The sequence below is a fragment of the Sphingomonas sp. Root241 genome, from assembly GCF_001428865.1.
Lineage (GTDB): Bacteria > Pseudomonadota > Alphaproteobacteria > Sphingomonadales > Sphingomonadaceae > Sphingomonas.
Window position 1 is genome coordinate 409,492 of the sequence record NZ_LMIV01000002.1, and the last position, 24,688, is coordinate 434,179.

Consider the following 24,688-nt stretch of genomic DNA (forward strand, 5'->3'; position numbering starts at 1 on the left):
CCCCGCATCTTGGGCAGGCCACAGCCGCTGCTGATCAGCTTCCAGATAAAAATGTCTGACAACCTATTGCGCGTGGTCAGGCCACAATTTACTAATGGGGCAGAACACGCCGCGATAGCGGTTACAATGGGCGATAACGCCCTGCGAGGGCCGGCCGGCGCTCGTAAAAGGATGAGGGAGAGCGGCATGGCCCGAGGAATCGCGTTTCTGGCCCTGGCTGCGGTGCCGCTCCTGAGCATGATGCCGCTTCCGGCAGCGGCGCAAGGCCAGTCGCAATGGCGTGACATAACGCCGCGCGCCGGGCTGGCCGGCTGGCACACCGCCGGCGGGAAGGCCGGGTTCGACGTGGCGAACGGCGAGCTCGTCGGCCGCGCCGCGCCGGGAAAGGCGAACAGCTGGCTGGTGTCCGATGCGCAATATGGCGACTTCATCCTCGAATTCGACGCGAAGACCGACCAGAAACTCAATTCGGGCGTGATGATCCGCGGCCAGAGCCGGCCCGATTATCGTGAGGGCGCCGTCCATGGTTATCAGGCCGAGATCGATCCGTCGCCGCGCGGCTGGAGCGCGGGCATCTATGACGAGCAGCGCCGCCAGTGGCTCTATACGCTCGGCCGCAACGATGCCGCACGGCGCGCTTTCCGTTCGGGCGACTGGAATCACTATCGGGTCGAGGCGATCGGAAACCGCCTGCGCACCTTCATCAATGGCGTGCCGGCAGCCGATATCGCCGACGATACCGACGCGCGCGGTTTCATCGCCTTCCAAGTCCACGCCATCTCCGACGCGGAAGCGAGCCGACAGCCCGAAGTGCGTTTCCGCAACGTGCGGATCGTCACCGATGCACCGGGCCGCTTCGCTTCGCGGGCGACGCCGCTGGAGCAACAGGGATGGCTCGCCAACCGGCTGACCGACGCCGAGCGGCGCGCCGGCTGGAAATTGTTGTGGGACGGCAAGACCAGCAGCGGCTGGCGCAGCGCCAGGGCGGCTGACTTTCCGAAGAAGGGCTGGTCGATGCACGACGGCATCCTGTCGGTCGAAGGCGCGGGCGGCGCCGAAGCGACCAATGGCGGCGACATCATCACGACGCGCGACTATCGGAATTTCGAGCTCTCGGTCGACTTCCGGCTGACCCCCGGCGCCAATAGCGGGATCAAATATTTCGTCGACCCCGATCTGCTGAAGGGCGAGGGCTCGGCGATCGGGCTGGAATTCCAGCTGCTCGACGATGCGCGCCATCCCGATGCCAAGATGGGCCGCGACGGCAATCGCACGCTCGGTTCGCTCTACGACCTGATCACTGCGCGGAACCTCTCCGATCCGGCCAGTCCGAACAAGAGGTTCAACCCGCCGGGCGAGTGGAACCGGGCGGTGATCGTCGTTCGCGGCCGCCATGTCGAGCACTGGCTGAACGGCTTCAAGGTGGTCGAATACGAACGGGGATCGCCCGAATTCCGCGCGCTGGTCGCGCAGAGCAAATATGCGAAATGGCCGAAGTTCGGCGAGCGCGAGGCTGGGCCGATCCTGTTGCAGGACCATGGCAACCGCGTCGATTTCCGCTCGATCAAGCTGCGCGAGTTGTGAAAGGGACGGGATCGATGCTGAACCGCCGGACAGTGATCAAGGGTGCGGGCGCGACGCTGGGCATGGCGATGAGCGCGCGCAGCTACGCCCGGATCAAGGGCGCGAACGATCGCCTGCGCGTCGCGGTGATCGGGGTGAACGGCCGCGGACAGGCGCATATGAGCGCGTTCACCAAGCTGCCGAACGTCGCGGTCACCCATCTCGTCGACGTCGATTCAAAGGTGCTGGCGAAGCGTGCGGGCGAGTTCGCCGCCAAGGGAAATCCCGCGCCGGAGACCGTGCACGACTATCGCCGGATGCTCGAGAGCAAGGCAATCGACGTGGTGACGGTCGCCACGCCGGACCATTGGCATGCCAAGCTGGCGATCGATGCGATGGACGCGGGCAAGCACGTCTATCTGGAGAAGCCGATCGGCATGGTGCCCGCGGAGGGCGAGGCGCTCATCGCCGTGCAGGCACGCACCGGACGGCATTTGCAAGTGGGCAATCAGCAGCGATCGAGCCAGGAGACGCGCCAGCTCGCCGATCTGATCCGCGCCGGCGAATTGGGCGAGATATACGAGGCGCAGACCTGGTATGCGAACAACCGCGTCTCGATCGGCCGCGGACACGAGATGGCCCCGCCGGCGCATCTCGACTGGGACCTGTGGCAGGGGCCGCGTCCGCGCGGGCCCTATCGCTCGAACCTCGTGCCCTATAACTGGCACTGGTTCTGGAAATACGGGACCGGCGAGACCTGCAACAACGCGATGCACGAGCTCGACGTGGCGCGCTGGCTGATGGGGCTCACGTATCCCAAGACGGTGTCGGCGCGCGGATCGCGGCGGTTCTACCGCGGCGACGATTGGGAGATGTACGACACGCTCGCGCTCGACCTCGTCTATGCCGACGGCCGCACGATCCGGTGGGACGGCAACAGCTGCAACGGAATGGAGCGCTATGGCCGCGGCCGCGGGGTGCTGTTCCTCGGGACCAAGGGGTCGGCGATCGTCGACCGCAACGGATTCGAGCTGTTCGATCTGGCGGGCAAGCCGCTCCGGAAGGTGGTCGCGGCCGCGAGCTCAGAGACTACCGGCACGGTGGGCGAAGGCGCGCTCGACGTCTATCATGCCGGCAATCTGGTCGACGTGATCCGCGGCCGGACGAACGCGCTCGCCTCGCCGATCCGCGAGGGGCATATCAGCACGACGCTCTGTCACCTGGGGAACATCGCCTATCGCACCGGATCGGTGCTGACCCTGGACGCGACGACCGGCAGGCCGTCGAGCCCCGAGGGGATGAAATTATGGTCGGTCGATTATGAGCCCGGCTGGGAGGTGAAGGCCTGACGCTCGCCGCAATCACGACGCAGGTCGAGCGCTTCGTCGCGATGGGTACCCGGATCGAGCTGCATCGATTCGGAACGCCCGGTGCCGACGCGATGATCGAGGCGCGGCGCGCGATCGAGGCAGTCGACGACACGCTGACCATTCACCGCCCTTCGGCGGCGACTGCGCTCAACGAATGCCTGATGGCCGGCCGCGAGGCGGTGGTCGACGATCGCGTGCTGTTCGACGCGCTGGTCGAGATCGAGGCGGCTCATGCAGGAACGCTTGGGCTGTTCGATCCTGCAGTCGATGCCCGTCCTGGCGCGGCGGGATGGCAGACGATCGCGTTCGATCGCGAGAACGCGCGCATCCGCGCCTCGCAGCCCGTCGCGCTCGACTTCGGCGGGTTCGGCAAGGGCTTCGCGCTCGACCGGGCGTGCGACGTGTTGCGGAGCGGGGGTGTCGTGTCGGCACTGCTATCGGCAGGCGAGAGTTCGATCGCGGTGGTGGGCGAGCATCCGCTCGGCGGAGGATGGCCGTTTTCCATCCCGCACCCGCTCGAATCCGATCATGTCCTCGTCGAAATCGAGCTGACGGACGAGGCGCTTTCGATTTCGGCCACCGTCGGCGCGGGAACGCACGCGCCGGATCGTGCGCCGATGATCCGGCCGACCGACGGGGCGATCGTCACCGGTCGACGCACGGCGATCGCGGTGGATCGCAGCGGCGCGCGGGCGGAGGCGATGAGCACGGCGTTGCTCGTCGCCGACGATGCGCGGGCGGCCCGCCTGCTCGGGGAGAGCGCGCGCCGCTTCCTGTTTGATTTTACGCGAGAGGAAGGCGATGCCCGTCTCGCCAGTTAGGATTGTTGCAGAATGATCGACAAGGATTTTGACCTGACGCGGCGGTCGTTTCTCGACCATGTGCTCAAGGCATCGGCGGGAATTGCCGCTGCCGCGCCTTGGGCCGCCTTCGCCGCCGGTGCCGAACCGCTCCAGACCGATCGCGTGCGGCTGGGCGTGATCGGCACGGGCGATCGCGGCCGGACGCTGATCCGGAACATCGCGAAGACCCGCAACTGCGTCGTCGCGGCGCTCTGCGACGATTACGAACCGCACTTGGCGCGGGCCCGCGCGCTGGTCGATGCGGGTGTCCCCGCCTTTGCCGATCACCGCGCGATGCTGGATGCCAAGGGGATCGACGCCGTGGTCATCGCCACGCCGCTCCATGTCCATGCGCGCCATGCCTTCGACGCGTTCGACGCCGGGCTGCACGTCTGGTGCGAGAAGGCGATGGCGCGGACGATCATGGATTGCGGCGCGATGGTGAAGCGTTCGCAGGATAGCCGCAAGGTGCTCCAGATCGGCCACCAGCGCATGTTCAACCCGACCTATCTGAATGCGCTCCGCCGCGTGAAGGCCGGCGAGATCGGCACTGTCACTCAGATCCGCGCCAGCTGGCATCGCAATACCAGCTGGCGGCGCCCGGTCCCCGCCGACAGCACCGACCGCCGGCTCAACTGGCGCCTGTATCGCGAGAGTTCGGCCGGGCTGATGACCGAGCTCGCCACGCACCAGCTGCAAGTCGCCAACTGGTTCCTCGACGCCGCGCCGACGCGCGTGATCGGATCGGGAAGCATCTGCTTCTGGAAGGATGGCCGCGAAGTCTATGACCATGCCGCTCTGGTCTATGACTATGCCGGCGGTCGGAAGCTGGTCTGGACCTCGCTGCTCAACAACGCCCGCTATGGCTGCGAGGAGCAGATCCAGGGGAGCAAGGGCACGATCGAACCCGAGCTGGGCCGGATCTTCAAGGAGAACCCGCCGGGCGTACCCGCGCTTCGGCGGATGACGCAGGACGTGAAGGAGGGCCGCAAGCGCCCCGTGCCGATCGGCGGCGCCACTTGGTTTCCCGAATTGCCGGTGACTACGCCGGGCGAGTCGCTCGGCTGGGGCGAATATGACGAGACGATGCTGCAGTTCGAGACGTTCGGCGAGGCGGTGCGCAGCGGGACGCCGGTGCCCGGCCTGCTGCGCCAGGCCTATTGGGCGAGCGTGGCCTCGCTGTTGGGCGAGCAGGCGATGGACAGCGGCCGAGCTGTCGATTGGCCGACGTCGCTCGTCAATGTCTGACGTCGGGCCGGAGGCGGCGCGTAGCCGCCCCCGGTAGCCGATACGGGTGCGTCAGGCGAAGATCGCCTCGAGATCGGCCGGCGCCACGCCTTCCTTGACGTTGCGCAGTTCGACATAGATGCACGACTGCACCGTCACCATCACCATGCTGCCCAGCGCGCTGATCACCGAACTGAACAATGCAGTGACGATGATCGAACCGCTCGCGGCCGCCGCGACGGTCAGCATGCCCGCCGGGATGCTGAGCAGCCACAGGCCGACGACGACCAGCAGCATCGTCAGGAAGATCCGCCAGCGCGCGCCGCGCGTGAGATCCAGGCTGCGCCCGAAGGCTTCGAGCACGCCGACTTTCTCCTGAACATATACCGGCACGACCACCGACCAGCACAGCCACAGGATGATGCCCGGAACGATCAGTAGCAGCATCGCGAGGCCGACGCCGAGCGACAACAGGATGCCGATCCCGATCATCGGCAGGATCATCGCCAGGCCGACGGAAAGGCATTGGGCGAAGGTCGGCTTCTCGCCGGAGAGGTGCAGGACGGTCGCGCGGGTGAGCGCCGCCTGGAGCACGGCGCCGGTCACCACGGCGACGATCCAGGCCGCGAAGATCGGTCCGAGATAGGACGGGCTGAGGACCGTGCCGAGATCGGGCTGACCCGTCGCGAAATTCACATTGACGCTCGCCTGCCATGCATTCAGCGCAAATGCCGGCACGCCGGCCAGGACCACGGCGAGCCCGGCGAACAACACAAAATTGGAACTGATCGTCGCGAACGATCGCGAAATGACGCTGGCGATTTCGTACTGCCCTTCTCCGACCTCTGCCATAATTCCCCCTGTTCCGGCGATCGAGCTCGCCGCGCGGCAAAGTGAACCCAAACTATGGCCCAAGTCCAGCCTGAATGGCTTTTCACGTCCGGGAGGATCGGTTAGCCTCCGCATCGTGGGGGCAGTCAAGGCAACGGCGGAAGGATCCGCGACGGAATCGATCGCGGCGGCGCATGCGAAGCTGCGCGCGCGAACCGATATCCAGTTCGAGCTGCCCGCCGCCAAGCCGACTGAAATACCGCCCTGGCTGCGCTGGCTCGCGCGGACGCTCGAGCCGCTCGGCCCATATATGGGATGGATCTTCTGGACATTGGTCGCGCTCGGCGCCGCGACGATCCTGTGGCTGATCGTGCGGAGCCTGCTGCGCCGGCGCGGCCAGGGGGACGCGAGCGCCGTGCCGGAGAGCGAAGTCGCCGCATGGCGGCCCGAGGAAAAGGTGGCGCGCGCGCTGCTCGCCGAAGCCGACGCGATGGCCGCCGAGGGGCGCTACGAGGAAGCCGCGCGGCTGCTGCTGCACCGTGGCCTCGAGGATATCGCGCGCAATCGCCCGCGGCTGCTGCGTCCCGCGCTGACCAGCCGCGAGATCGGCGCGCTGGCGGGGCTGCCCGAGCGCGTCCGCGCCGCCTTCGTCGCGCTCGCCACGCCGGTCGAGCGGAGCCTGTTCGGCGGGCGCAGCCTCGCGCGCGGCGATTGGGAAGAGGCACGCGCGGCCTATGGGGCGTTCGCGCTGCCGGGATCCTGGAAATGAGCGGTGCATCGGCCCCGGCGTTCACGGTGCGCGCGGTGCTCGTCCTCGTCGCATTGGCGATCGTGGGCTTCGTCTCGTTCCTGCTGCTGTTCGCGTATGCCGACGAATTGCGGCCGGCGCAGAATGGCGGCACGCACGCGCTGTCGACCTCGGCAATCGGGTTCGCCGGGCTGGCCGATCTGGTCAAGCAGACGCGCGGCGACGTGCGCATGGTGCGGCGCGAGGCCGATCTGGGCGACGATGTCCTACTGGTGCTGACTCCCGGCCCCGGGACCAAGCCAGCGGCGGTCAAGGCCATCCTCGATCGGCGCGAAGGGGAAGGGCTGCCGACATTGGTGATCCTGCCCAAATGGATCGCCGTCCCGCTTCCGCGCAAGCCCAATTGGGTGCGCACCACCGGCACCATTCCCGAGAGCTTGGCGGCGCTGCCGCTCTCCGAGGCGAGAGCGGTTACGGTGGGTTCGTCGCCTAAACAGGCCTTTCGCACGATCTCGGGCGCCGGCCTCGAAACGATCTACGCGGCGCCCGACGGCGCCCCGCTCGCGGCTACCGTAGAGGACAGCCTGCTCACGATCGTCGCGGATCCCGATCTGTTCGACAATCAGGGCCTCGCCACGCGCGAAGGCGCCGAGCGCGCGATGGACATCCTCGACGAGATTGGTGCGGGCGGCGGAGTCGCCTTCGATCTCACGCTCCACGGCTTCGGCCGCAATCCCAACCTGCTCAAGCTCGCTTTCGAGGCGCCGTTCCTGCCGCTCACTCTGTGCGTGCTGGTCGCGGCGCTGCTCGCCGGCTGGCACGCGATGCTGCGCTTCGGGCCGACCGCCTTGCCGGAACGCGGCCTGGCGTTCGGCAAGCGCGCGCTGGCCGACAACGGCGCGGCCCTGCTCCGCCTCGCGCGGCGGCGCCACCGGACCGGCGAACGCTATGCGGCTCTGGTGCGCGAGGCGGCGGCGGCGAGCACCGGCGCGCCGGCCGGGCTGAGCGGCGACGCGCTCGACCGTTATCTCGATCGGCTCGATCCCGCCGCCGAGCCCTTTTCGCACCTGGCGGCCCGCGCCGCCGATGCCCCCGACACGCGTCGCCTGCTCGATGCAGCGCGCGATCTCTATCAGTGGAAGAGGACCGTGACGCGTGAACATCGATGAAGTGAAGGCGCTCGGCCAAACGATCCGCGGCGAAGTGGGCAAGGCGGTGGTCGGCATGGACGATGCCGTCGAACTGATGCTCGTCGCGTTGTTCGCCTCGGGCCATATCCTGCTCGAAGGGCCACCCGGCACCGCCAAGACCTTCCTCGCGCAATGCTTCGCGCGCGCCGCCGGGCTCGATTACGGCCGAATCCAGTTCACGCCCGACCTGCTCCCGGGCGACATTCTCGGCTCGAACCTGTTCAACTTCCAGACCTCGTCCTTCACGCTCACCCAGGGGCCGATCTTCACCGAGCTGCTGCTCGCCGACGAGATCAACCGCACTCCGCCCAAGACGCAGGCGGCGTTGCTCGAGGCGATGCAGGAGCGCACCGTCACGATCGACGGCATCGACCATCGGCTGAGCGATCGCTTCATGGTCGTCGCCACGCAGAACCCGATCGAGAATCAGGGCGTCTATCCGCTCCCCGAAGCGCAGCTCGATCGCTTCCTGTTCAAATATGTCGTCGGCTATCCTTCGGACGAGGAAGAGCGGCGGATGGTCGCGGCGATGGGCAATCGCTTCGGCACGCCGCATCCCGAGGATTGGGGCGTGACGCGCGTCGCCGATGCCGCGGCGATCCGCGCCGCCGCCGATGCCGTCTCGGTCAATCGGCTCGCCGACGAGATCGTCGACTATGTCGTCCGCCTCGTCCGCGCGACGCGCAATACCGGCGATCTCCAGCTCGGCGCGTCGCCGCGCGCCGCCGCGACGCTTGCCGCTGCCGCACGCGCTTATGCTGCGCTCGACGGCCGCGATTTCGTCCTGCCCGACGATGTGAAGCGCCTCGCCCCGGCGGCGCTGCGGCACCGTGTGCTGCTGTCTCCCGCGGCGGAGATCGACGGGCGCTCGGTCGATGCCGTGGTTGCGGCTCTGGTCGAGCAGGTCGAGGCGCCGCGTTGATACGCCCGACGCGGCGAAGCGTGCTGCTGCTGGCCGCCGGCGCGCCGCTCGCATTGCTGCTCGGCGTGCTCGTTCCGCATTTGTGGTTCGTCGGGCTGGTCTGGGTGCCGCTCGCGCTCACGCTGGTCGGGCTCGATGCGCTGTTCACCCGGGCGTCGCCCCATTTCCAGCTCGAGTTCCCGGGCGCCGTCGAGATCGGCGCGCCGTTGGTAGTCGAGATCACGGTCGATCGCCACGGGAACGCGCCGCTCGCGCTCGAATTCGCGATCGCCACCGGGCCGCGTCTCGTCCCGCTCGCCGACGAACGTGTCCGTCTCGCCCCCGACGAGCGGACCGCCCTGATCGCCTTCACGCCCGTCCGGCGGGGAACGGACGGGCTTCGGCAATTATGGTTGCGCTGGACCGGGCCGCTCGGGCTCGTCTGGCGCCAGCGTGTCGAAGCGCTCGATCGCAGAATCGTGATCACGCCCGATATACGGCCGGTGCGCGCCGCGGCGGCGATGCTGCTGCGCGACGCGCAGGTCGGCGAGATGATGCGGATCGATCGCGGCGAAGGCAGCGAGTTCGATGCGCTGGCCGAGTGGCGCTCGGGCATGGAGCGGCGCACGATCGACTGGAACCAGAGCGCCCGCCATCTCAAGCTGCTCGCGCGTGAGAATCGCATCGAGCGCAATAACCAGGTGGTGTTCGCGATCGATGCGGGACGCGCGATGTGCGAGCCGGTCGCCGGGCTCCCGCGGATCGACCGGGCGATCAGCGCGGCTCTGCTCGCGGCCTATTCGGCGCTCAAGCTCGGCGACCGCGTCGGCCTGTTCGGGTTCGATTCCAAGCCGCGCATCGCATCGGGCACGGTTTCGGGAACGCGTGCCTTCCCGCTGATGCAGCGGCTCGCCGGCGAGCTCGACTACAGCACCGCCGAGACCAATTTCACGCTCGCGCTGGCCACGCTCGCCGGGGATCTGACGCGGCGCTCGCTCGTGATCGTCTTCACCGAATTCACCGATCAGGCGGGCGCCGAGATGATGATCCGCGCCGCCGCGAACCTGATGAAGCGGCATCTCGTGCTGTTCGTGGTACTCGAAGACGCCGAGCTGGAGGCGATCGCCGCTGCCGAGCCGCACGAGGTCGACGACGTATCGCGCGCGGTTGCCGCCGCGGCGATGCTGCGCGAGCGCCGGCTCGTGGTGTCGCGGCTGCGCCATCTCGGTATCCACGTGCTCGAAGCGGCGCACGACGCGGTCGGCCCGGCGCTGGTGCGCCAATATCTCGATTTCAAGCGAAGGAATCTGCTGTGAGCGCGTCGGACCTGAGCAGCGGTCGTTTTCGCGCCGCGCGCGAGCACGATTGGGATCGGCTCGAAGCGCTGATCGATCGGGTCGAGCGCGGCCGCGCGCCGTCGCTCAGCGACGAGGATCTGTTCGAGCTGCCGGTGCTCTATCGCGCGACCTTGTCGTCGCTCTCGGCCGCGCGCGAGACGTCGCTCGATAAGGATCTGGTCGCCTATCTCGAATCGCTGGCGACGCGCGCCTATTTCATCCTTTACGGCGTCCAGCCGCCTTTGTGGCACCGGATCAGCGACTTTTTCGCCCATGCCTGGCCCAGGGCGATCCGCTCCATCGGGCGCGAGACTTTGGTGGCGGTGTCGCTGATGCTCGTCGGTGCGCTCGCCGCCTATCTGATGGTGCTCCGCGATCCGGCCTGGTTCTACGCGATCGTTCCCGAGGATCTGGCGGGCGGGCGCGGGCCTCAGGCTTCGCCGGAGGAACTGCGCGCGGTCCTCTATCATTCGGAGGGGCCGCTCGCCTTGTTCGCGACGTTGCTGTTCACCCATAATGCCCAGATCTCGCTGATGTGCTTCGCATTGGGCTTCGCGTTCGGCGTGCCGACGGTGCTGCTGCTGCTCTACAATGGCTGCATCCTCGGCGCCTTCCTCGCGATCCACGTCTCCAAGGGGCTCGGGCTTCAGGCGATCGCCTGGCTCTCGATCCATGGCACGACCGAGTTGTTCGCGATCGCGCTGGCCGGCGCCGCGGGGCTTCACATCGGTATGGCGGTCGCCTTTCCCGGGCGGGCGTCACGCGGCGACGCCGCGGTCTCCGCGGGCCGCACCGCGGCGATCGCGATGCTGGGCGTGGTGGTGATGCTCGGCGTCGCCGGCCTGCTCGAAGGCGTCGGCCGCCAGGTGGTCCAGAGCGACGCCGCGCGCGCCGCGATCGGCGGCGTCGCATTGTTCGGCTGGCTCCTGTATTTCTACGTCATGCCGGTTCGCGAGGACGCGAATGGCTGACCGCCCCGCCCGTGCCGCCAGGAGCGACCTGCGCGAATTCGTGACGCCCGAAGGCGTCGATCTGGGCCTGCATCTCGGCAGCGTCGGCGAACGCGCGGGGGCCTTCGTGCTCGACCTGCTGATCATCGCCGCCGTGTTGGTGGTATTCACGCTCGTCGCGATCTTCATGGTCATCGGCGCCGCGAGCAGCGGGCCGGTCGCGCTCCAGGCAGTCGCGGCGATCTGGCTGCTCGGCTTCTTCGTCCTGCGCAATTTCTATTTCACGGCGTTCGAACTCGGCACGCGCTCGGCGACGATCGGCAAGCGCGTCCTGAAGTTGCGCGTGGTCTCGCGCGACGGGCGCCGCCTTTCGGGACACGCGGTCGTGGCGCGCAACGCGATGCGCGAGCTCGAATTCTTCCTGCCGCTTTCCTTCCTCGCTTATGAGAGCAGCCAGGGCCTCGCGGACTTCGCGATGTCGGCCGCGGGGCTATTGTGGAGCGGCTGCTTCCTGCTCTTCCCGCTATTCAATCGCGATCACATGCGCGTCGGTGATCTGATCGCCGGCACCTGGGTGGTGCGCCTCCCGCGGCGGAAGCTCGGCACCAGCGTGGTCGGCCATGAGGCGCTCGATCGCTATGTGTTCACTGATCAGCAGCTCGCCGCTTATGGCGAATTCGAGCTCCAGAAGCTCGAGGAAGTGCTGCGCCGACAGGACGAGCTCGCGATGATCGTCGTCGCCCGCACGATCCGGACGCGGATCGGCTGGATCGGCCCCGATGGCGACGAGCTGGCGTTCCTGCGCGCTTATTATGCGGCGCTCTGCACGCGGCTGGAGCGCGGCATGCTGTTCGGCAAGCGACGGCGCGACAAGCACGAAGCCGCTTAGGTTGAAGACTCATATTCAAAACGCGTCACCCCCGCGAAAGCGGGGGCCCATCTCCCGAACGAGAGGCAAATGCACCGGTGCGCTCGTGGATACCGTGGGAGATGGGTCCCCGCTTTCGCGGGGATGACAAAAATGGGAATGGATACGTCAGCCAGATCAACAGCTTGTATAAGTTCTCAACCCAGGACTCACCCCGCTTCCCCGATCAGCTTCGCCGCCGCGTCGCCGGTCCAGTCGGTATCCCCCTGCCTTCGCCAGACCTCGCGACCGCTCGAATCGTAGAGGATCGTCGTGGGCAGATTGACGCCGAGCTGGAGGCTGAACGCAGTCTCGGGGTCGTGCCATGGCTGCAGCTTCCGGAACTTCGCCTTCTCGAAGAAGGGCGCGACCTTGGCCGCTTCGAAATCCTGGCTCACCGTCAGCACCTGAAGCTTGTCGCCTTCGCGCACCGCCAGCGCGTCGAGCGTCGGCATTTCCTTCACGCACGGCGCGCACCAGGTCGCCCAGAGATTGAGCAGCACCGGCTTGCCGCGGAAGTCGGCGAGCGTGGCCTTCCTGCCCTTTTGATCGGCGAAGGCGAAGCTCGGCGCGGCCTCGCCTTTGTGGCTGCGATCGATCTTGTCGAGTGCCGCCGGCGCGGCTTCGGCGGCGACATTCGTGGCGTTCGCTTGCTGCGGCTGCCCGGATTGCCTATCGCAGCCGCCGATCAGGCTCGCTGCGAGAAGGAGAAGCGCAATCGTTGGGCGCAAGGACAGCTCCAATGCCATGTGGGGTGGGCGCTTCGCCGAAGGCCCGTCCGCGGTGATGCGTGAGATAAACGCCTCGATTCCCTTCGACAAGCGAATGTGGCGGCAGGATATCCGCGGATCGCAGGCGCACGCCGCGATGCTGGGCAAGCAGGGCATCGTCTCGGCCGAGGATGCGGCGCGCATCGCCGAGGGACTCGCGCAGGTCGCCGCCGAGTTCGAAGCCGAGGGCGTGCCCGACGATCTCGCGCTCGAAGACATCCACATGCTCGCCGAGGCGCGGCTGGCCGACCGGATCGGGCCGTCCGCGGGCAGGCTCCATACCGCACGCTCGCGCAATGACCAGGTGGCGACCGATTTCCGCCTCTGGGTGCGCGACGCGATCGACCAGGCCGAGGCGGCGCTGGGGGGCTTGCAGGACGCATTGCTCGCGCGTGCCGAGGAGCACGCCGAGAGTGTGATGCCCGGCTTCACCCATCTCCAGAGCGCGCAGCCGGTGACGCTCGGCCACCATCTGATGGCCTATTTCGAGATGTTCGCGCGCGATCGCTCGCGGCTCAGGGACGCGCGGGCGCGGATGAACCTGTGCCCGCTTGGCTCCGCCGCGCTCGCCGGCACCGGCTTTCCGCTCGATCGCGACGCGACCGCCGCCGCGCTCGGCTTCGAGGGCCCCACCCGCAACTCGCTCGATTCGGTTTCCGACCGCGACTTCGCGATCGAATACCTGACCGCCGCGGCGCAGTGCAGCCTGCATCTCAGTCGGCTCGCCGAGGAGTTCGTGATCTGGGCGAGCCAGCCCTTCGGCTTCGTGCAGCTATCCGATCAATGGTCGACCGGCAGCTCGATCATGCCGCAGAAGCGCAATCCCGACGCCGCCGAATTGGTGCGCGGGCATAGCGGGCGGATCACCGGCGCCCTGGTCAGCCTCATGATGACGATGAAGGGCCTGCCGCTGGCCTATTCGAAGGACATGCAGGACGACAAGCCGCCGGTGTTCGAGGCGCATGATCTGCTCGGCCTCTGCATCGCGGCGATGACCGGCATGGTCGAGAGCGCGACCTTCCGCACCGATCGCATGCGCGGCCTCGCCGAATCGGGGTTCGCCACCGCGACCGATTTGGCCGACTGGCTGGTCCGCGAGGCCGGCGTGCCGTTCCGCGAGGCGCACCACATCACCGGCCGCGCCGTCGCCGCCGCCGAGCAGGCCGGCACCAGGCTCGATCAGTTATCGATCGATGCGCTCAAGGAAATCGACGCGCGGATCGACGATCGCGTATATGGCGTGCTCAGCGTCGATGCGTCGGTCAACAGCCGCACGAGTTTCGGCGGCACCGCGCCGGTGCGGGTGCGTGCGGCGATCGCCGCCGCCCGCAAGGCGCGCGAGGAGGAAGGTCGATGAAGCGGCTGCTAGTTTTGGGAGGACTTCTTGCGCTGGCCGGCTGCGGCGCGCGCGAAGGTCTCAAACCCGCGCCGGGCCAGGCGCTGCCGCCGGCGCCGTTCGGCGCCACGGCGACGCCGACTCCCGACGATCTGCTCAAGCCGCCGGTGCAGACCCGCCCCGCGCGAAGCGACGACCTGATCGAGAGCACGGACAAGAGGCGCAGCGACAAGTTCGATCTGCCGCCGCCCAACTGACGGAAAATCATGGACCATTTCAATCTGATCGACGGCGAACTGCACGTCGAGAACGTGCCGCTCGCGCGCATTGCCGCCGAAGTCGGCACGCCCGTTTATGTCTACTCCGCCGCGACCTTCCAGCGCCATGCGCGGGTGTTCCGCGACGGTCTTGCCGGGATCGCGCGCAAGCATCTCGCCTTCGCGGTCAAGGCCAACCCCAATCTCGCGGTGCTGCGGCTCCTCGCCAATGAAGGCTTCGGCGCCGATGTCGTCTCAGGCGGCGAACTCGCCCGCGCGCTGGCGGCGGGCATGGCGGCGAAGGACATCGTCTTCTCGGGCGTCGGCAAGACCCGCATTGAGCTCGATCAAGCGCTCGGCGTCGGCATCGGCCAGTTCAACCTCGAGCTCGAGGAAGAAGGCGTGGTGCTGTCACAGCTCGCCGCCGCGCGCGGGCTGCGCGCCCCCGCCACCTTGCGGGTTAACCCCGATGTCGACGCCGGCACGCACGAGAAGATCTCCACCGGCCGCGCCGAGAACAAGTTCGGCCTGCCGATCGACGAGGCGCCGGCGATCTTCGATCGGCTCGCGCCTTTGCCCGGGCTGAACCTGCGCGGCGTCGCGGTCCATATCGGCAGCCAGCTCCAGAGCCTCGCGCCGCTCGAGCGCGCGTTCGAGCGCGTCGGCAGGCTCGTCGCAGACCTGCGCGCCGCCGGCCATACCATCACGCATGTCGATCTCGGTGGCGGGCTGGGCGTGCGCTACCGCGAAGGCGACAATCCGCCGTCGCCCGCCGAATTCGGCGCGATGGTCGAGCGGGTCACGCGCGGCTGGGACGTCGAATTGATGTTCGAGCCGGGCCGGGTGATCTCGGCCAATTCGGGCGTGCTCCTGACCGAAGTGCTCTGGGTCAAGCCGGGCGCGGTCAACCCCTGGGTCATCGTCGATGCCGCGATGAACGATCTCGCGCGCGTCGCGATGTACGATGCCTGGCACGATTTCGCGGCGGTGCGCCCCACCGGCGAGAAGATGATCGCCAATGTCGCGGGCCCGGTCTGCGAGAGCAGCGACGTCTTCGCCAAGGGGCGCGAGATCGACGTCGTGAAGTCCGGCGACCTCGCGATCTTCCGCAGCGCCGGCGCGTATGGCGCCACCATGGCGAGCACTTATAACAGTCGCCCGCTCGTCCCCGAAGTGCTCGTCTCGGGCGACCGGTTCGAGATCGTCGCGGGCCGCATCTCGGCCGAGGCGATCATGGCCGAAGAGCATGTTCCGGACTGGCTGAAATGAGCCTCGCCGCCCTGCCGATCTTCGTGAAGCTGGCGGGGCGGCCGGTCATCCTGGTCGGCGCGGGCGAGGCGGCGGAGGCCAAGCGCCGCCTGCTCGAACGCGCGGGCGCTATGATTGTAGGCGAGACCGACGAGGCGACGCTTGCGATCGTTGCTACAGAAGACCCCGGGCTCGTCGTCGCGCGCCTCCGTGCTCGCGGCGTGCTGGTCAACACAGTCGATCGCTCCGATCTCTGCGATTTCACTTTGCCCGCGATCGTCGACCGCGATCCGGTGCTCGTGGCGATCGGCACCGGCGGGGTTTCGGCGGGGCTGGCGGCGGCTTTGCGGCAGCGGCTGGAGGCGGTGCTGCCGGCAAGCCTCGGCGGCCTCGCCCGTGCGCTGGAGGCGGCGAAACCGGCGATCCGCGGCCGCTGGTCCGAGATCGGCGAACGCCGTCGCGCATTGGGTGCCGCGCTCGCGGGCCCGCTGGATCCTCTCCGCGATCATCCTGCCGATGCCGTCGAGACTTGGGTCGAAGGCTCGGCCACGACAGAAGCCGGCCTGTTGCGGTTCACGCTCGCATCGCCGGACCCGGACGACCTGTCGCTGCGCCAGGCGCGCGCGCTGTCGCAGGCCGACCGCGTCTTCCATCGCAGCGAAGTCCCGTCGCCGATCCTCGACCGCGCCCGCGCCGATGCCGCGCGCATCGCCTGCGATCGCCCCCCGGCCGATCCCGGTCCGGGCCTCTCAATCTATCTGGAGATGGAAGCATGAGCGGCTTCGCTTATGTGGTCGAAGACGGCAAGGTCGAGTCGCCGCCGCTCAAGCAGGCGCTCGGGCGCCGCGCCGGGCTGGTCTGGATCCATCTCACCACCAATGACGAGCGCGCACAATTATGGTTGGGCGGCGAGGCCGGGCTGTCCCCTTATATCATCGAGGCGCTGACCGCTGCCGAGACCCGTCCGCGCTGCGATTCGGTAGGCGAGGGCGCGGTGATCAATCTGCGAGGCCTTTCGTCCGAAGAGCTCGCGACCTCCGATCTCCTCGCCTCGATCCGTATCTACGCGCATGGCGGCTGCGTCTTCTCGGTCACGCGCAAGGCGTTGAATGCGCTCCATCCGGTTCGCGAGCTGGTCGAGACGGGCAAGATCCTCGATCCGGGCGATCTGATCGCGGCGTTGGCGCAGGCGATCACCGAGGAGCTCGATCCCGTAGTCGCGGATCTCGGCGATTCGCTCGATGATTGCGAGGAACAGATCTCCGCGGGCAAGGCGTTCGAACTCCGCCGCACGGTCAATCGCGTGCGGAGCCAGGCGATCGGTTTCCGCCGTTTCCTCAATCCGCAGCGTGCCGCGATCGAAAAGCTCGCCGCGATGCCAAGCGATTGGCTCGGCGACGACGATCGGCTCCATCTCTCGTCGGCGGCCGATCGCGCCGCGCGCATGGCCGAGGAGCTGGAGAGCATCCGCGAACGCGCGGCACTCACGCACGAAACGCTCACCGATCTCCGCGCTGAGCAGCTCGACCAGCGCTCGCTGATCGTTGCAGTAGCCGCAATGGTGTTCCTGCCGCTGACCTTCATCACCGGGCTGCTCGGCATGAACGTTGCCGGCATACCCTATGCGCACGAGCCTTGGGCGTTCTGGGGGGTGTTCTGGCTGTGCGTGGTGATGGCGGTGGCGATCGCCTTCTACTTCATCCGCCGGCACTGGTTCGAGCGGTAGGTTGAGAATCTATACAAGCTGTTGATTTAACTAACGGACTGTTCTCTCTCTTCGTCATCCCCGCGAAAGCGGGGACCCATCTCCGACATTGTCCACGAGCGCCGGTGTTTTGCTGTTCGCTCAGGAGATGGGTCCCCGCTTCCGCGGGGGTGACGCATTCTGAATATGAGCCCCAACCTAAGCCGCATTCCTTTGCAGGGCGAGTGCGTCGTGCAGGCTGCGGATCGAGGCCATCAACCGGGAACGGTCGGTGCGCGCGACGGCCAGCTCGGCCTTTGCCTCGCCCAGCTCGATCGCCCGCGCTGCGATGCGCGCGTCGAGCGCCAGGTTGGAGCGCTTGAGTTCGTCGATCCGCGCTGCCCGTGCCAGGATCCGATCGATGCGGGCTGCCAGCACGTCGAAGGCGAATGGCTTGGCCAGCCAGTCGTCGGCGCCGGCGTTGAACGCCTCGATCACGCGGTCCGCATGTCCCAGCAGGATCACAGGCAGATCGGCGGTGTCACGCGAGCCGCGGATTTCGTTGAGCATGTGGATGGCGGCGTTTTCGGGCGACAGCGTGTCGATCAGCGCGAGATCGAAGCCCCGCGCCGAGATGAGTTCGAGGGCCTGCGGCGCGGATTCGCCCAGCACGACCAGATAACCGAGATTGCCCAGTCGCTGGGCGATCTCGTTCAGGCTCGTGCGGCAGCTCCCGGCCGCCAGGACGGTACGCATCGCCTTGCGGCGCGCGCCCGCGATTCGCTGGGCCGAAGCCTGATCCATTCGCGCTCAAAACCCCCCGGTTCGAAAGCGCTACACTAGCCGCAAAGCCTTCACGAAAACGTTAAGCATCCGAAATCATCGGCGCAGGAAGTCGAAGATCTGGCCGACCATGACGTCCATCTGCGGATTGCATTTGGCAATGGCGTCGCCGGGTTCGGCGGTGTTGATCGCCAGTCCCATCGGAGTCGGCCAGCCGCGCAGCGAATGGGTGATGGTGCGCAGTGCCTGCAGCGTCGAAACCGCCGCCTGCCAGCCGGCCGCGGTCGCGATCAGCCCCACCGGAAGCCCGTCGAAATAGACGCGCTCGTCGGCGCGCAACTGCTCGACATAATCGAGCGCGGTCTTGACCAGTCCGGACAGCGTTCCGTGATAGCCGGGCGACCCGACGATGACTGCGTCGGCGGTACGCAACGCGGCGAGATAGCGGCCGATCGCGGCATGGCTGTCGGCATTGCCGGGCTCGTAATGCGGGAATGCGATGTCGTCGCCGGTCAGCAGGGTGGTGCGCGCGCCGCGCGCCTCGGCGATCTCCAGCGCCGCCGCGAGCAGCCGCCCGGTGGTGGATTCGGCCCGCAAGGTTCCGCCCAAGGCGACGATATGGGGTGCGCTCATGACGATCCCGCTAGCTCAAAGGGACGATCCGCGCCAGCATCGTGACGGCGCTGCGATTTGGCCGGATAGTTTTGCCGGTCCGGTCGTTCACGCTTCCAATCCGCAGGAGGGCCCGATGCTCGAACATGTTCCGCACTGGCTGGGAAGCGCGCTCAAGGGATTGCGCGCCGGGGTCGGCAAGCTGGCGATCGCGCAGCGCGAGCTCGGCACGTTCGAGGCGCTGCATCTCGCCAGCCCGGCCTTCGCCAACGGTGCGCGCCTGCCCGAGCGGTTCACGGCCGATGGCGAGGGCGTGTCGCCGCCCTTGTTCTGGACGGGGGTGCCCGAGGGTACCGAGCGCCTGGCACTGATCGTCGAGGATCCCGACGCGCCCGCGCCGCAGCCCTTGGTCCATGCCGTGGTCTGGGACCTGCCGCCCGAGGACGGCGAACTGAAGGAAGGCGCAATCCGCGCCGATGGCGCCGGCGATCGCGGCGGCACCGATGTCGGCCGCAACAGCTTCTTCGGCGAGGGGTGGCTGCCGCCCGATCCGCCCACCGGCCATGGCCCGCACAATTACGCCTTCCAGCTGTTCGCTTTGGGGCCCGGCCCTGATGTCGGCGACAGTCCCGGCCGCAGCGCGATCGTCCGCGCGATGGCCGGCCGCGTGCTGGCCGCGGGCGTGCTCACCGGCACCTATTCGCGCGGCGAGGAGGCGCCGGTCGGCCCGATCGGTGCGGTCGCTGCGACATAGGCCGTATCGGCATTCGGCGCGGAACTCCCCTCCCTGCAAGGGAGGGGGTGGGTGCGAGCGCAGCGAGCCCTTCACCGCGGCTCGACAAAAGGAAAGGCCGGGCATCGAGCCCGGCCTTTCCTTACCCACCCCTAACCCCTCCCTTGTAGGGAGGGGAATCTAAATGGCGCTACGCCCAGCATCCCACTCGACATCACGCCTTGCAATGTAGGATTTCAGCTGATTGAGTGGAGCGGCCGGGTGCTGCCCGGCCGCTCTTTGGCATCGCCACGCATGGGAAAGAAAATTACGAGATTGCGCGCGTTTCCGTAAAAAGAGTCAATTTAAGCGCTCAGCCGTTGACGACCGTTCCGCCGTTCGGATGGAGCACCTGGCCCGACATGTAGCTGGCGTCCTCGCAGGCGAGGAACAGAAAGCAGGGCGCGACTTCGTTGGGCTGGCCGGGGCGGCCCATCGGCGTGTTCTCGCCGAAATGCTCGATCTTCTCGGGAGAAGCGCCGCCCATCGGGTTGAGCGGGGTCCAGATCGGCCCGGGGGCGACGGCATTCACGCGGATGCCCTTTTCGATGAGGTTCTCGGAAAGGCTGCGCGTGAAAGCCGTGATCGCGCCCTTGGTGCTCGAATAGTCGAGCAGCTCCTTCGAGCCCTGGTACATCGTCACTGAGGTGCAGTTCACGATCGCGGCGCCCTGCTTCAGGTGCGGCATCGCCGCCTGGGTGAGGAAGAACATCCCGAAGATGTTGGTCTGGAAGGTGCGCTTGAGCTGCTCTTCGGTGATGTCGGTGATGTCCTTGTCGGGATGCTGCTCGCCGGCATTGTTCACCAGCAGGTCGATGCGGCCGAACCGCTCGATCACTTGCGCGATCGCTTGGTCGCAAAACGCCTTGTCGCCGATGTCGCCGGCGATGGTCAGCGCCTCGCGACCTTCCTGGCGGACGATGTCCGCGGTCATCGCGGCATCGTCATGCTCGCAAAGGTAGAGGATCGCGACATGCGCGCCTTCGCGGGCATAGAGCGCGGCGACGGCGCGGCCGATGCCGCTGTCGGCGCCGGTGATCACCGCCACCTTGTCCCGCAATCGGCCGGAGCCGGGGTAACGGGGCTCCCAATCGGGCTTGGGCTCGAGCGCGCTCTCGTGTCCGGGCAGCGCGTCCTCGTGGATCATGTCGATCGTGTCGGTATCGCTCATCGGCTGGCTCCAGTGGAGGGGTTGCCGAGAGAACCGGTGCGGAACGCCGGAGGTTCCGCGTCTCGTCGCCGCCCGGGGGCGGCGGGGCAGGGTTCAGGCGATGAGCGCCGAACCCTGCGTCGCGGTGGCGAGGATCATCGTCGCGGTGAGGCCGAACGAGACCAGGCCAAGCATGATGCTGCGTACCATGGTGATTTTCTCCTTTTGAGCGAGCCGGCTCATGCGATCGGAACCACGGGGGTCGAGAAGACCACGAAAGCGACAGTGAAGAGAACCGAGCCGAGGACGGCGAGGGTGCGGTGGAACGAGTCGAGACGAACGGTCATTGATCTTACTCCCTGGTTGGCGGCTTCCGGATCATCCGGCGGCCGATGCCAGGATATTAGCAGGGAGCGTGCCAACTCCATTAAGCCATTGAAAAGTATCAATTGACATTTGGAAGGGTGGAAAAGTTGGGAAAATATTCGCACCAGGTTGGTGTAGAATCCCAATCAGAAGCGGACAATCACTGTCCGATATCGGTCACCCGATGTGGAGGCAGTTCCGTCCCGCGGTCTTGGCGGCGTAGAGCAGCCGGTCGGCGCGGTGGAACACGGTCGACAGGCCTTCGCCCGCCGCCGCCGGGGCGATCCCGGCCGAAAAGGTGATCTCGCCGAGCGGCGCGTCGCTTTCGCGCAGCCGATAGCGTTTGGTCGCGACCGTGACCCGGGCAGTATCGAGAATGTCGCGTGCGGTGCGGAGATCGACTCCGGTGAAGAGCACCGCGAATTCCTCGCCGCCATAGCGCGCGACCAGATGTCCGGCGCAGGTCTGGCCGAGCGCCTCGGCAATCGCCTTGAGGACGCGATCGCCGACGGCATGGCCGAAGCGATCGTTGACCGACTTGAAATGATCGACGTCGCAAACCGCGACGCAGATCTGCGTGCCGGATGCCGCCTGCGCGGCATAGGCTTCCTCGAGCGCGCGGCGGTTGGGCAGATCGGTGAGCGGATCGCGCCGGGCATTGTCGCGCGCTTCCTCCAGCTTCTCGCGGAGCTCGCTGGCCTCGCACGTCGCGCGTGCCAGCTGGGCTTCGGTGCTGTGGACGCGCTCGATCATCGCGGCGGTGATCCGGGCGACCTCGTCGATCGCGATCGCTCCGCCGGCGTCGGTGGAGCGCGAAATGGCTTCGGCGCTCGCGGCGAGATCGCGCCCGAAATCCTCGGTCTCGGCGCGGATGGCCGTGACCATGTCCTGGAAGCCTTCGACCTGCATCTGGGTCTGCGCGACGAGGCCGTCGGCCTTTTCCTTCGCGCCCTTGCCGTTCTGGGCCGGACGGAGATCGCAGCCCAGCGTCTCGATGTCGCGCTGGGTGAGGCGGACGCCGCCGTCGGTCAGCGCATGGACCGCGCGGGCCAGCGGGCCCTCCGGATTGGCGAGCAGATGATAAGCGAAGGCATAGTTGCCCGGATCGGGGTCGAGCCGCTGATTGACCAGGAATTCGCCGATCCGGTCGTAAAGACGGCGCGGCGAATCGCTTTCACTTGCCGCCCGGACGGCCCTTGCGCCGACCATAGCCACTAACCCCCGTGCATCTCGGTTGCGGTATCCCTTGCGGTCCCGTCCCGCATATCTGTTGGGTCAGTGCCTAATGGCCAACTGCTAACATCCGGTGAGCAAATGAGACCCGGGCGCCGATCAGCCCCGCTTTCCCGCCTTGTATTTGCGGACCGCGTCCAGCGTCAGCTTGATATGGTCGTTCGGGTTCATGTCGGTATGGGCGAACAGGATCTTGCCGTTGGGGGCGATCACATAGCTGGTGCGGCTGGTGATCGTCGTCGGCGTGCCGTCGGGCTTCTTGAGCAGCACGTCATAGCCCTTGATCACGGCGGGGCTTGCCGCCGCTACCGCGAACTTGCCCGCGCAATGCTCGCTCGAAAAGGCGACGAGCTTGTCGACATTGCCCGCGGTCATCCCGATCACGGTCGCGCCGGCGGCGGTGAAATCGGGGAGCGCCGCGGCAAAGGCCGCCGCCTCGACATTGCAGCCGCCGGTGAACGCTGCCGGGAAGAAATAGAGGACGACCGGCCCCTTCTTCAGCGCCGCCTTGAGGTTCACGCTGAGCGGCTTGCCCGCCATCGCGCCCGCGGCGCTGAAGTCGGGCGCCACGGCGCCGGGGGCGAGCGCCGCCTCGACCGGCAGCGACAGCGGCAGGAGCAGGGCGGCGAGGAAAAGCTTGGTCCGCATGGCATCACTCCTTGGGTTATCGGGTCAGCGCGATCCCTATTCGCGCGTGCGAGTCGTTTCGTCGATAGTCGTCGAGTGCCTCACCATAGCCGGTAAAGGCCTGGCCGAAGAGATAGAATCCGATGCCGCCGCCGATCGGGGCCAGCGGGTATGAAGCGAACAATTCGGCGCCGCCGCGCTTGGTCTCGAAATTGCCCCGGCCGGTGAGCGCGATCTTGAGCCCATCCTTCTGCCGGATCGCGGCGGTGAGCGCAGTGTAACCGAGATAGTCCTTCGCGTCGGGCGCAGTGCCGAACCGGCCGACATAGAACCAGGCCTGGGGCGCGACATCGAGATGCCAGTCGCCGCCGAGATCGAAGCTCTTCTCGACGCGGCCGAAGATGCGATTGACGTCGATCGAATCGGCCATGCCGCGGCCGTTCGAATCGTGCCGCCAGCCGAGCGCGACCCTGGTGGTCTCGTCGAAGGGGATATCGGCATAGACTTCGGGCGAATAAATGGTCGAGCGGAACGGGCCCGAGGGCTCGCTCAGCGCCCAGAACATCGTCTGGGTATAAGCGAAGCGGAGATTGCCGAGCTTGAGCGGCGCGTCCTCGGCGAAGGGGCGAAAGGCGAAGCTCATCTGGAGCTTGCCGCCCGCGTCGCCGGTGCCGAACACGCCGTAGATGGGCTCGTGCGGTTCGAATCGATCGAGGAACCCCGCTGAAGAGCCGGTCGAGCTCTGGACTACGGTCTCCTCGGCCGGGATCTTCGCCGCGGGATGCTGGTCCGAGGGCGGTATGGCGACGCTGGCGATGCTCACCGGAACGTAGCGTGCCTTGGCGAAGCCGCCGGGCGCGATCGTCGGGGTCGGCCCGGGCGCGCGCTCGAGCACGAGGCGCGTGCCGTCGACTGCGGTCACTTCGATCTGGCGCGGTCCGGCATCGGCGACGGGCGCCGCTGTCTCGTTGACGAGGAAGACCTCGACGCCGCGCAAAGCTTCCTGCTCGGAAGCCGGCTGGGCCGGCACCGCACGCACCTGCGCGGCGGCGGGCATGGCGATGAAAATGCCGATGACGAACGGGACGAGGCGCATAAGCGGAACGACTGGCAGCGCTTTGTGACCTTGGCGAGTCAAAAAGGGGCGGGTAGGGCAGCGGTCATGCCTGTTTCCGAGACCGATGTCGCACTTGCCCAACGCCTTGCCGATGCGGCGGGCGCGGCGATCCGTCCGCGCTTCCGCGGCTCGTTCGGGCTCGAGGCCAAGGAGGATCTGTCGCCGGTGACGCTCGCCGACCGCGAGGCCGAGGAGGCGATGCGCCGGCTGATCATCGCCGAACGGCCGATGGACGGGATCATCGGCGAGGAATTCGGCGTACGCGAAGGCAGCAGCGGCCGGCAATGGGTGCTCGATCCGATCGACGGCACCCGCGCCTTCATCGCCGGCCGCCCGATCTTCGGGACGCTGATCGCGCTGATCGAGGACGGCTGGCCTTTGCTCGGCGTGATCGACCAGCCGATCATCGGCGAGCGCTGGCTCGGCGTCGCAGGGCGCCCGACGCTGTTCAACGGCAAACCCGCGCAGGCGCGCGCCTGCCGCGAGCTCAAGGGCGCGATCCTCGGCACGACGTCGCCCGCCTTGTTCGATGACGATCAGCTCCATGCCTTCGAGCATCTCGATGCCGCGGTGATGAGCACGGTGCTCGGCGGCGACTGCTATAATTACGGCTGCGTCGCCAGCGGCTGGCTCGATATCGTCGTCGAGGCGGGGCTCAAGCTTCACGACTTCGCGGCGCTGGTGCCCGTGGTCGAGGGCGCGGGCGGGCGGATGTGCGACTGGCAAGGCGATCCGCTCCATGCCGGCAGCAACGGCGAAGTGATTGCCGCCGGCGATCCGGCGCGGATCGAGGAGATCCTCGAAGCACTCGCCTGTCGGGGACATTGACACCGCAAAGTTGCGGGAGTCGCGGTCCATTCGTAAACT

Annotated in this window: 25 protein-coding genes; 17 read left to right on the forward strand and 8 right to left on the reverse strand. The window is 67.4% G+C overall.

Annotation, left to right across the window (positions count from 1 at the left end):
* The first annotated feature begins 186 nt into the window (after positions 1-186).
* From ASE13_RS12555 to ASE13_RS12570, 4 genes are read left to right on the forward strand one after another with little or no spacing between them, the layout of a single operon-like run.
* Positions 187-1,584 carry a DUF1080 domain-containing protein gene (locus ASE13_RS12555; protein ID WP_235536963.1) on the forward strand — a complete coding sequence of 466 codons (1,398 nt, stop codon included), beginning with the start codon at positions 187-189 and terminating at the stop codon, positions 1,582-1,584.
* A gap of 14 nt (positions 1,585-1,598) precedes the next feature.
* The gene (locus ASE13_RS12560) at positions 1,599-2,912 is read left to right on the forward strand and encodes a Gfo/Idh/MocA family protein (RefSeq protein ID WP_056617758.1); all 1,314 of its coding nucleotides are present in this window, start codon (positions 1,599-1,601) and stop codon (positions 2,910-2,912) included.
* A gap of 41 nt (positions 2,913-2,953) precedes the next feature.
* Positions 2,954-3,754, forward strand: coding sequence for an FAD:protein FMN transferase (locus ASE13_RS12565; protein ID WP_056616215.1), 801 nt, complete (start codon positions 2,954-2,956; stop codon positions 3,752-3,754).
* Positions 3,755-3,766: 12 nt separating this feature from the next.
* Complete coding sequence (locus ASE13_RS12570) at positions 3,767-5,023, forward strand: Gfo/Idh/MocA family protein (RefSeq protein WP_056616218.1); 1,257 nt, start codon at positions 3,767-3,769, stop codon at positions 5,021-5,023.
* 51 nt (positions 5,024-5,074) lie between these two features.
* On the opposite strand, the gene ASE13_RS12575 is transcribed toward ASE13_RS12570, so the two are convergent.
* Positions 5,075-5,854 (reverse strand): hypothetical protein, encoded by a 780-nt coding sequence (locus tag ASE13_RS12575; protein WP_056616220.1) that lies wholly within the window; start codon positions 5,852-5,854, stop codon positions 5,075-5,077.
* Between the two features lie 115 nt (positions 5,855-5,969).
* Between ASE13_RS12575 and ASE13_RS12580 the strand changes: the two genes are divergently transcribed.
* Genes ASE13_RS12580 through ASE13_RS12605 form a run of 6 tightly spaced genes read left to right on the forward strand, consistent with a single transcriptional unit; the run spans position 5,970 to position 11,848 of the window.
* The gene (locus ASE13_RS12580) at positions 5,970-6,602 is read left to right on the forward strand and encodes a hypothetical protein (RefSeq protein ID WP_056616223.1); all 633 of its coding nucleotides are present in this window, start codon (positions 5,970-5,972) and stop codon (positions 6,600-6,602) included.
* Entirely contained in the window at positions 6,599-7,750 is a 1,152-nt protein-coding gene (locus ASE13_RS12585; protein WP_056616224.1) for a DUF4350 domain-containing protein, read from the forward strand. The genes ASE13_RS12580 and ASE13_RS12585 overlap by 4 nt, the downstream gene beginning before the upstream one ends.
* Positions 7,737-8,693 (forward strand): AAA family ATPase, encoded by a 957-nt coding sequence (locus ASE13_RS12590; protein ID WP_056616227.1) that lies wholly within the window; start codon positions 7,737-7,739, stop codon positions 8,691-8,693. The genes ASE13_RS12585 and ASE13_RS12590 overlap by 14 nt, the downstream gene beginning before the upstream one ends.
* Before the next feature lie 20 nt (positions 8,694-8,713).
* The gene (locus ASE13_RS12595; RefSeq protein ID WP_235536964.1) at positions 8,714-9,988 is read left to right on the forward strand and encodes a DUF58 domain-containing protein; all 1,275 of its coding nucleotides are present in this window, start codon (positions 8,714-8,716) and stop codon (positions 9,986-9,988) included.
* Positions 9,985-10,980 carry a stage II sporulation protein M gene (locus tag ASE13_RS12600; RefSeq protein ID WP_235536965.1) on the forward strand — a complete coding sequence of 332 codons (996 nt, stop codon included), beginning with the start codon at positions 9,985-9,987 and terminating at the stop codon, positions 10,978-10,980. The genes ASE13_RS12595 and ASE13_RS12600 overlap by 4 nt, the downstream gene beginning before the upstream one ends.
* Entirely contained in the window at positions 10,973-11,848 is an 876-nt protein-coding gene (locus ASE13_RS12605; protein WP_056616233.1) for an RDD family protein, read from the forward strand. Before ASE13_RS12600 ends, ASE13_RS12605 begins: the two co-directional genes overlap by 8 nt.
* 188 nt (positions 11,849-12,036) lie before the next feature.
* Here ASE13_RS12605 and ASE13_RS12610 read toward each other — a convergent pair whose 3' ends face one another.
* Positions 12,037-12,597 carry a TlpA disulfide reductase family protein gene (locus ASE13_RS12610; protein WP_321164348.1) on the reverse strand — a complete coding sequence of 187 codons (561 nt, stop codon included), beginning with the start codon at positions 12,595-12,597 and terminating at the stop codon, positions 12,037-12,039.
* A gap of 16 nt (positions 12,598-12,613) precedes the next feature.
* Between ASE13_RS12610 and argH the strand changes: the two genes are divergently transcribed.
* The 5 genes from argH to ASE13_RS12635 are packed head-to-tail and all read left to right on the forward strand — an operon-like array spanning position 12,614 to position 17,203.
* Positions 12,614-13,993 (forward strand): argininosuccinate lyase, encoded by a 1,380-nt coding sequence (gene argH, locus ASE13_RS12615; protein WP_056616239.1) that lies wholly within the window; start codon positions 12,614-12,616, stop codon positions 13,991-13,993.
* A complete protein-coding gene (locus tag ASE13_RS12620) occupies positions 13,990-14,229 on the forward strand; it encodes a hypothetical protein (protein WP_056616241.1) in 240 nt (79 codons plus the stop codon). The genes argH and ASE13_RS12620 overlap by 4 nt, the downstream gene beginning before the upstream one ends.
* A 9-nt stretch (positions 14,230-14,238) precedes the next feature.
* Complete coding sequence (gene lysA / locus ASE13_RS12625) at positions 14,239-15,498, forward strand: diaminopimelate decarboxylase (protein ID WP_056616244.1); 1,260 nt, start codon at positions 14,239-14,241, stop codon at positions 15,496-15,498.
* The gene (locus ASE13_RS12630) at positions 15,495-16,253 is read left to right on the forward strand and encodes a bifunctional precorrin-2 dehydrogenase/sirohydrochlorin ferrochelatase (RefSeq protein ID WP_056616248.1); all 759 of its coding nucleotides are present in this window, start codon (positions 15,495-15,497) and stop codon (positions 16,251-16,253) included. Before lysA ends, ASE13_RS12630 begins: the two co-directional genes overlap by 4 nt.
* Complete coding sequence (locus ASE13_RS12635; RefSeq protein ID WP_056616251.1) at positions 16,250-17,203, forward strand: zinc transporter ZntB; 954 nt, start codon at positions 16,250-16,252, stop codon at positions 17,201-17,203. The genes ASE13_RS12630 and ASE13_RS12635 overlap by 4 nt, the downstream gene beginning before the upstream one ends.
* A 177-nt stretch (positions 17,204-17,380) precedes the next feature.
* Here the strand turns inward: ASE13_RS12635 and ASE13_RS12640 are convergent, their stop codons facing one another.
* Both ASE13_RS12640 and ASE13_RS12645 read right to left on the reverse strand, forming a co-directional pair.
* On the reverse strand, positions 17,381-17,965 hold the full coding sequence (locus ASE13_RS12640) for a response regulator transcription factor (RefSeq protein ID WP_235536966.1): 585 nt from the start codon (positions 17,963-17,965) through the stop codon (positions 17,381-17,383).
* A 75-nt stretch (positions 17,966-18,040) separates the two neighbouring features.
* A complete protein-coding gene (locus ASE13_RS12645; RefSeq protein WP_056616254.1) occupies positions 18,041-18,577 on the reverse strand; it encodes an NADPH-dependent FMN reductase in 537 nt (178 codons plus the stop codon).
* A gap of 115 nt (positions 18,578-18,692) precedes the next feature.
* On the opposite strand from ASE13_RS12645, the gene ASE13_RS12650 reads away from it, so the two are divergent.
* Positions 18,693-19,310: a YbhB/YbcL family Raf kinase inhibitor-like protein gene (locus ASE13_RS12650; protein ID WP_056616256.1), complete on the forward strand. Its 618-nt coding sequence runs from the start codon at positions 18,693-18,695 to the stop codon at positions 19,308-19,310.
* A 331-nt stretch (positions 19,311-19,641) separates the two neighbouring features.
* On the opposite strand, the gene ASE13_RS12655 is transcribed toward ASE13_RS12650, so the two are convergent.
* From ASE13_RS12655 to ASE13_RS12670, 4 genes are all read right to left on the reverse strand, one after another.
* Complete coding sequence (locus ASE13_RS12655; protein ID WP_056616259.1) at positions 19,642-20,499, reverse strand: SDR family oxidoreductase; 858 nt, start codon at positions 20,497-20,499, stop codon at positions 19,642-19,644.
* A gap of 522 nt (positions 20,500-21,021) precedes the next feature.
* Positions 21,022-22,053 (reverse strand): GGDEF domain-containing protein, encoded by a 1,032-nt coding sequence (locus tag ASE13_RS12660; protein WP_056616261.1) that lies wholly within the window; start codon positions 22,051-22,053, stop codon positions 21,022-21,024.
* Positions 22,054-22,176: 123 nt separating this feature from the next.
* A complete protein-coding gene (locus ASE13_RS12665; RefSeq protein WP_056616264.1) occupies positions 22,177-22,725 on the reverse strand; it encodes a peroxiredoxin in 549 nt (182 codons plus the stop codon).
* Between the two features lie 16 nt (positions 22,726-22,741).
* Entirely contained in the window at positions 22,742-23,800 is a 1,059-nt protein-coding gene (locus ASE13_RS12670) for a phospholipase A (protein ID WP_056616265.1), read from the reverse strand.
* Positions 23,801-23,866: 66 nt separating this feature from the next.
* Between ASE13_RS12670 and hisN the strand changes: the two genes are divergently transcribed.
* Positions 23,867-24,649: a histidinol-phosphatase gene (hisN, locus tag ASE13_RS12675; protein ID WP_056616268.1), complete on the forward strand. Its 783-nt coding sequence runs from the start codon at positions 23,867-23,869 to the stop codon at positions 24,647-24,649.
* Positions 24,650-24,688 lie beyond the last annotated feature (39 nt).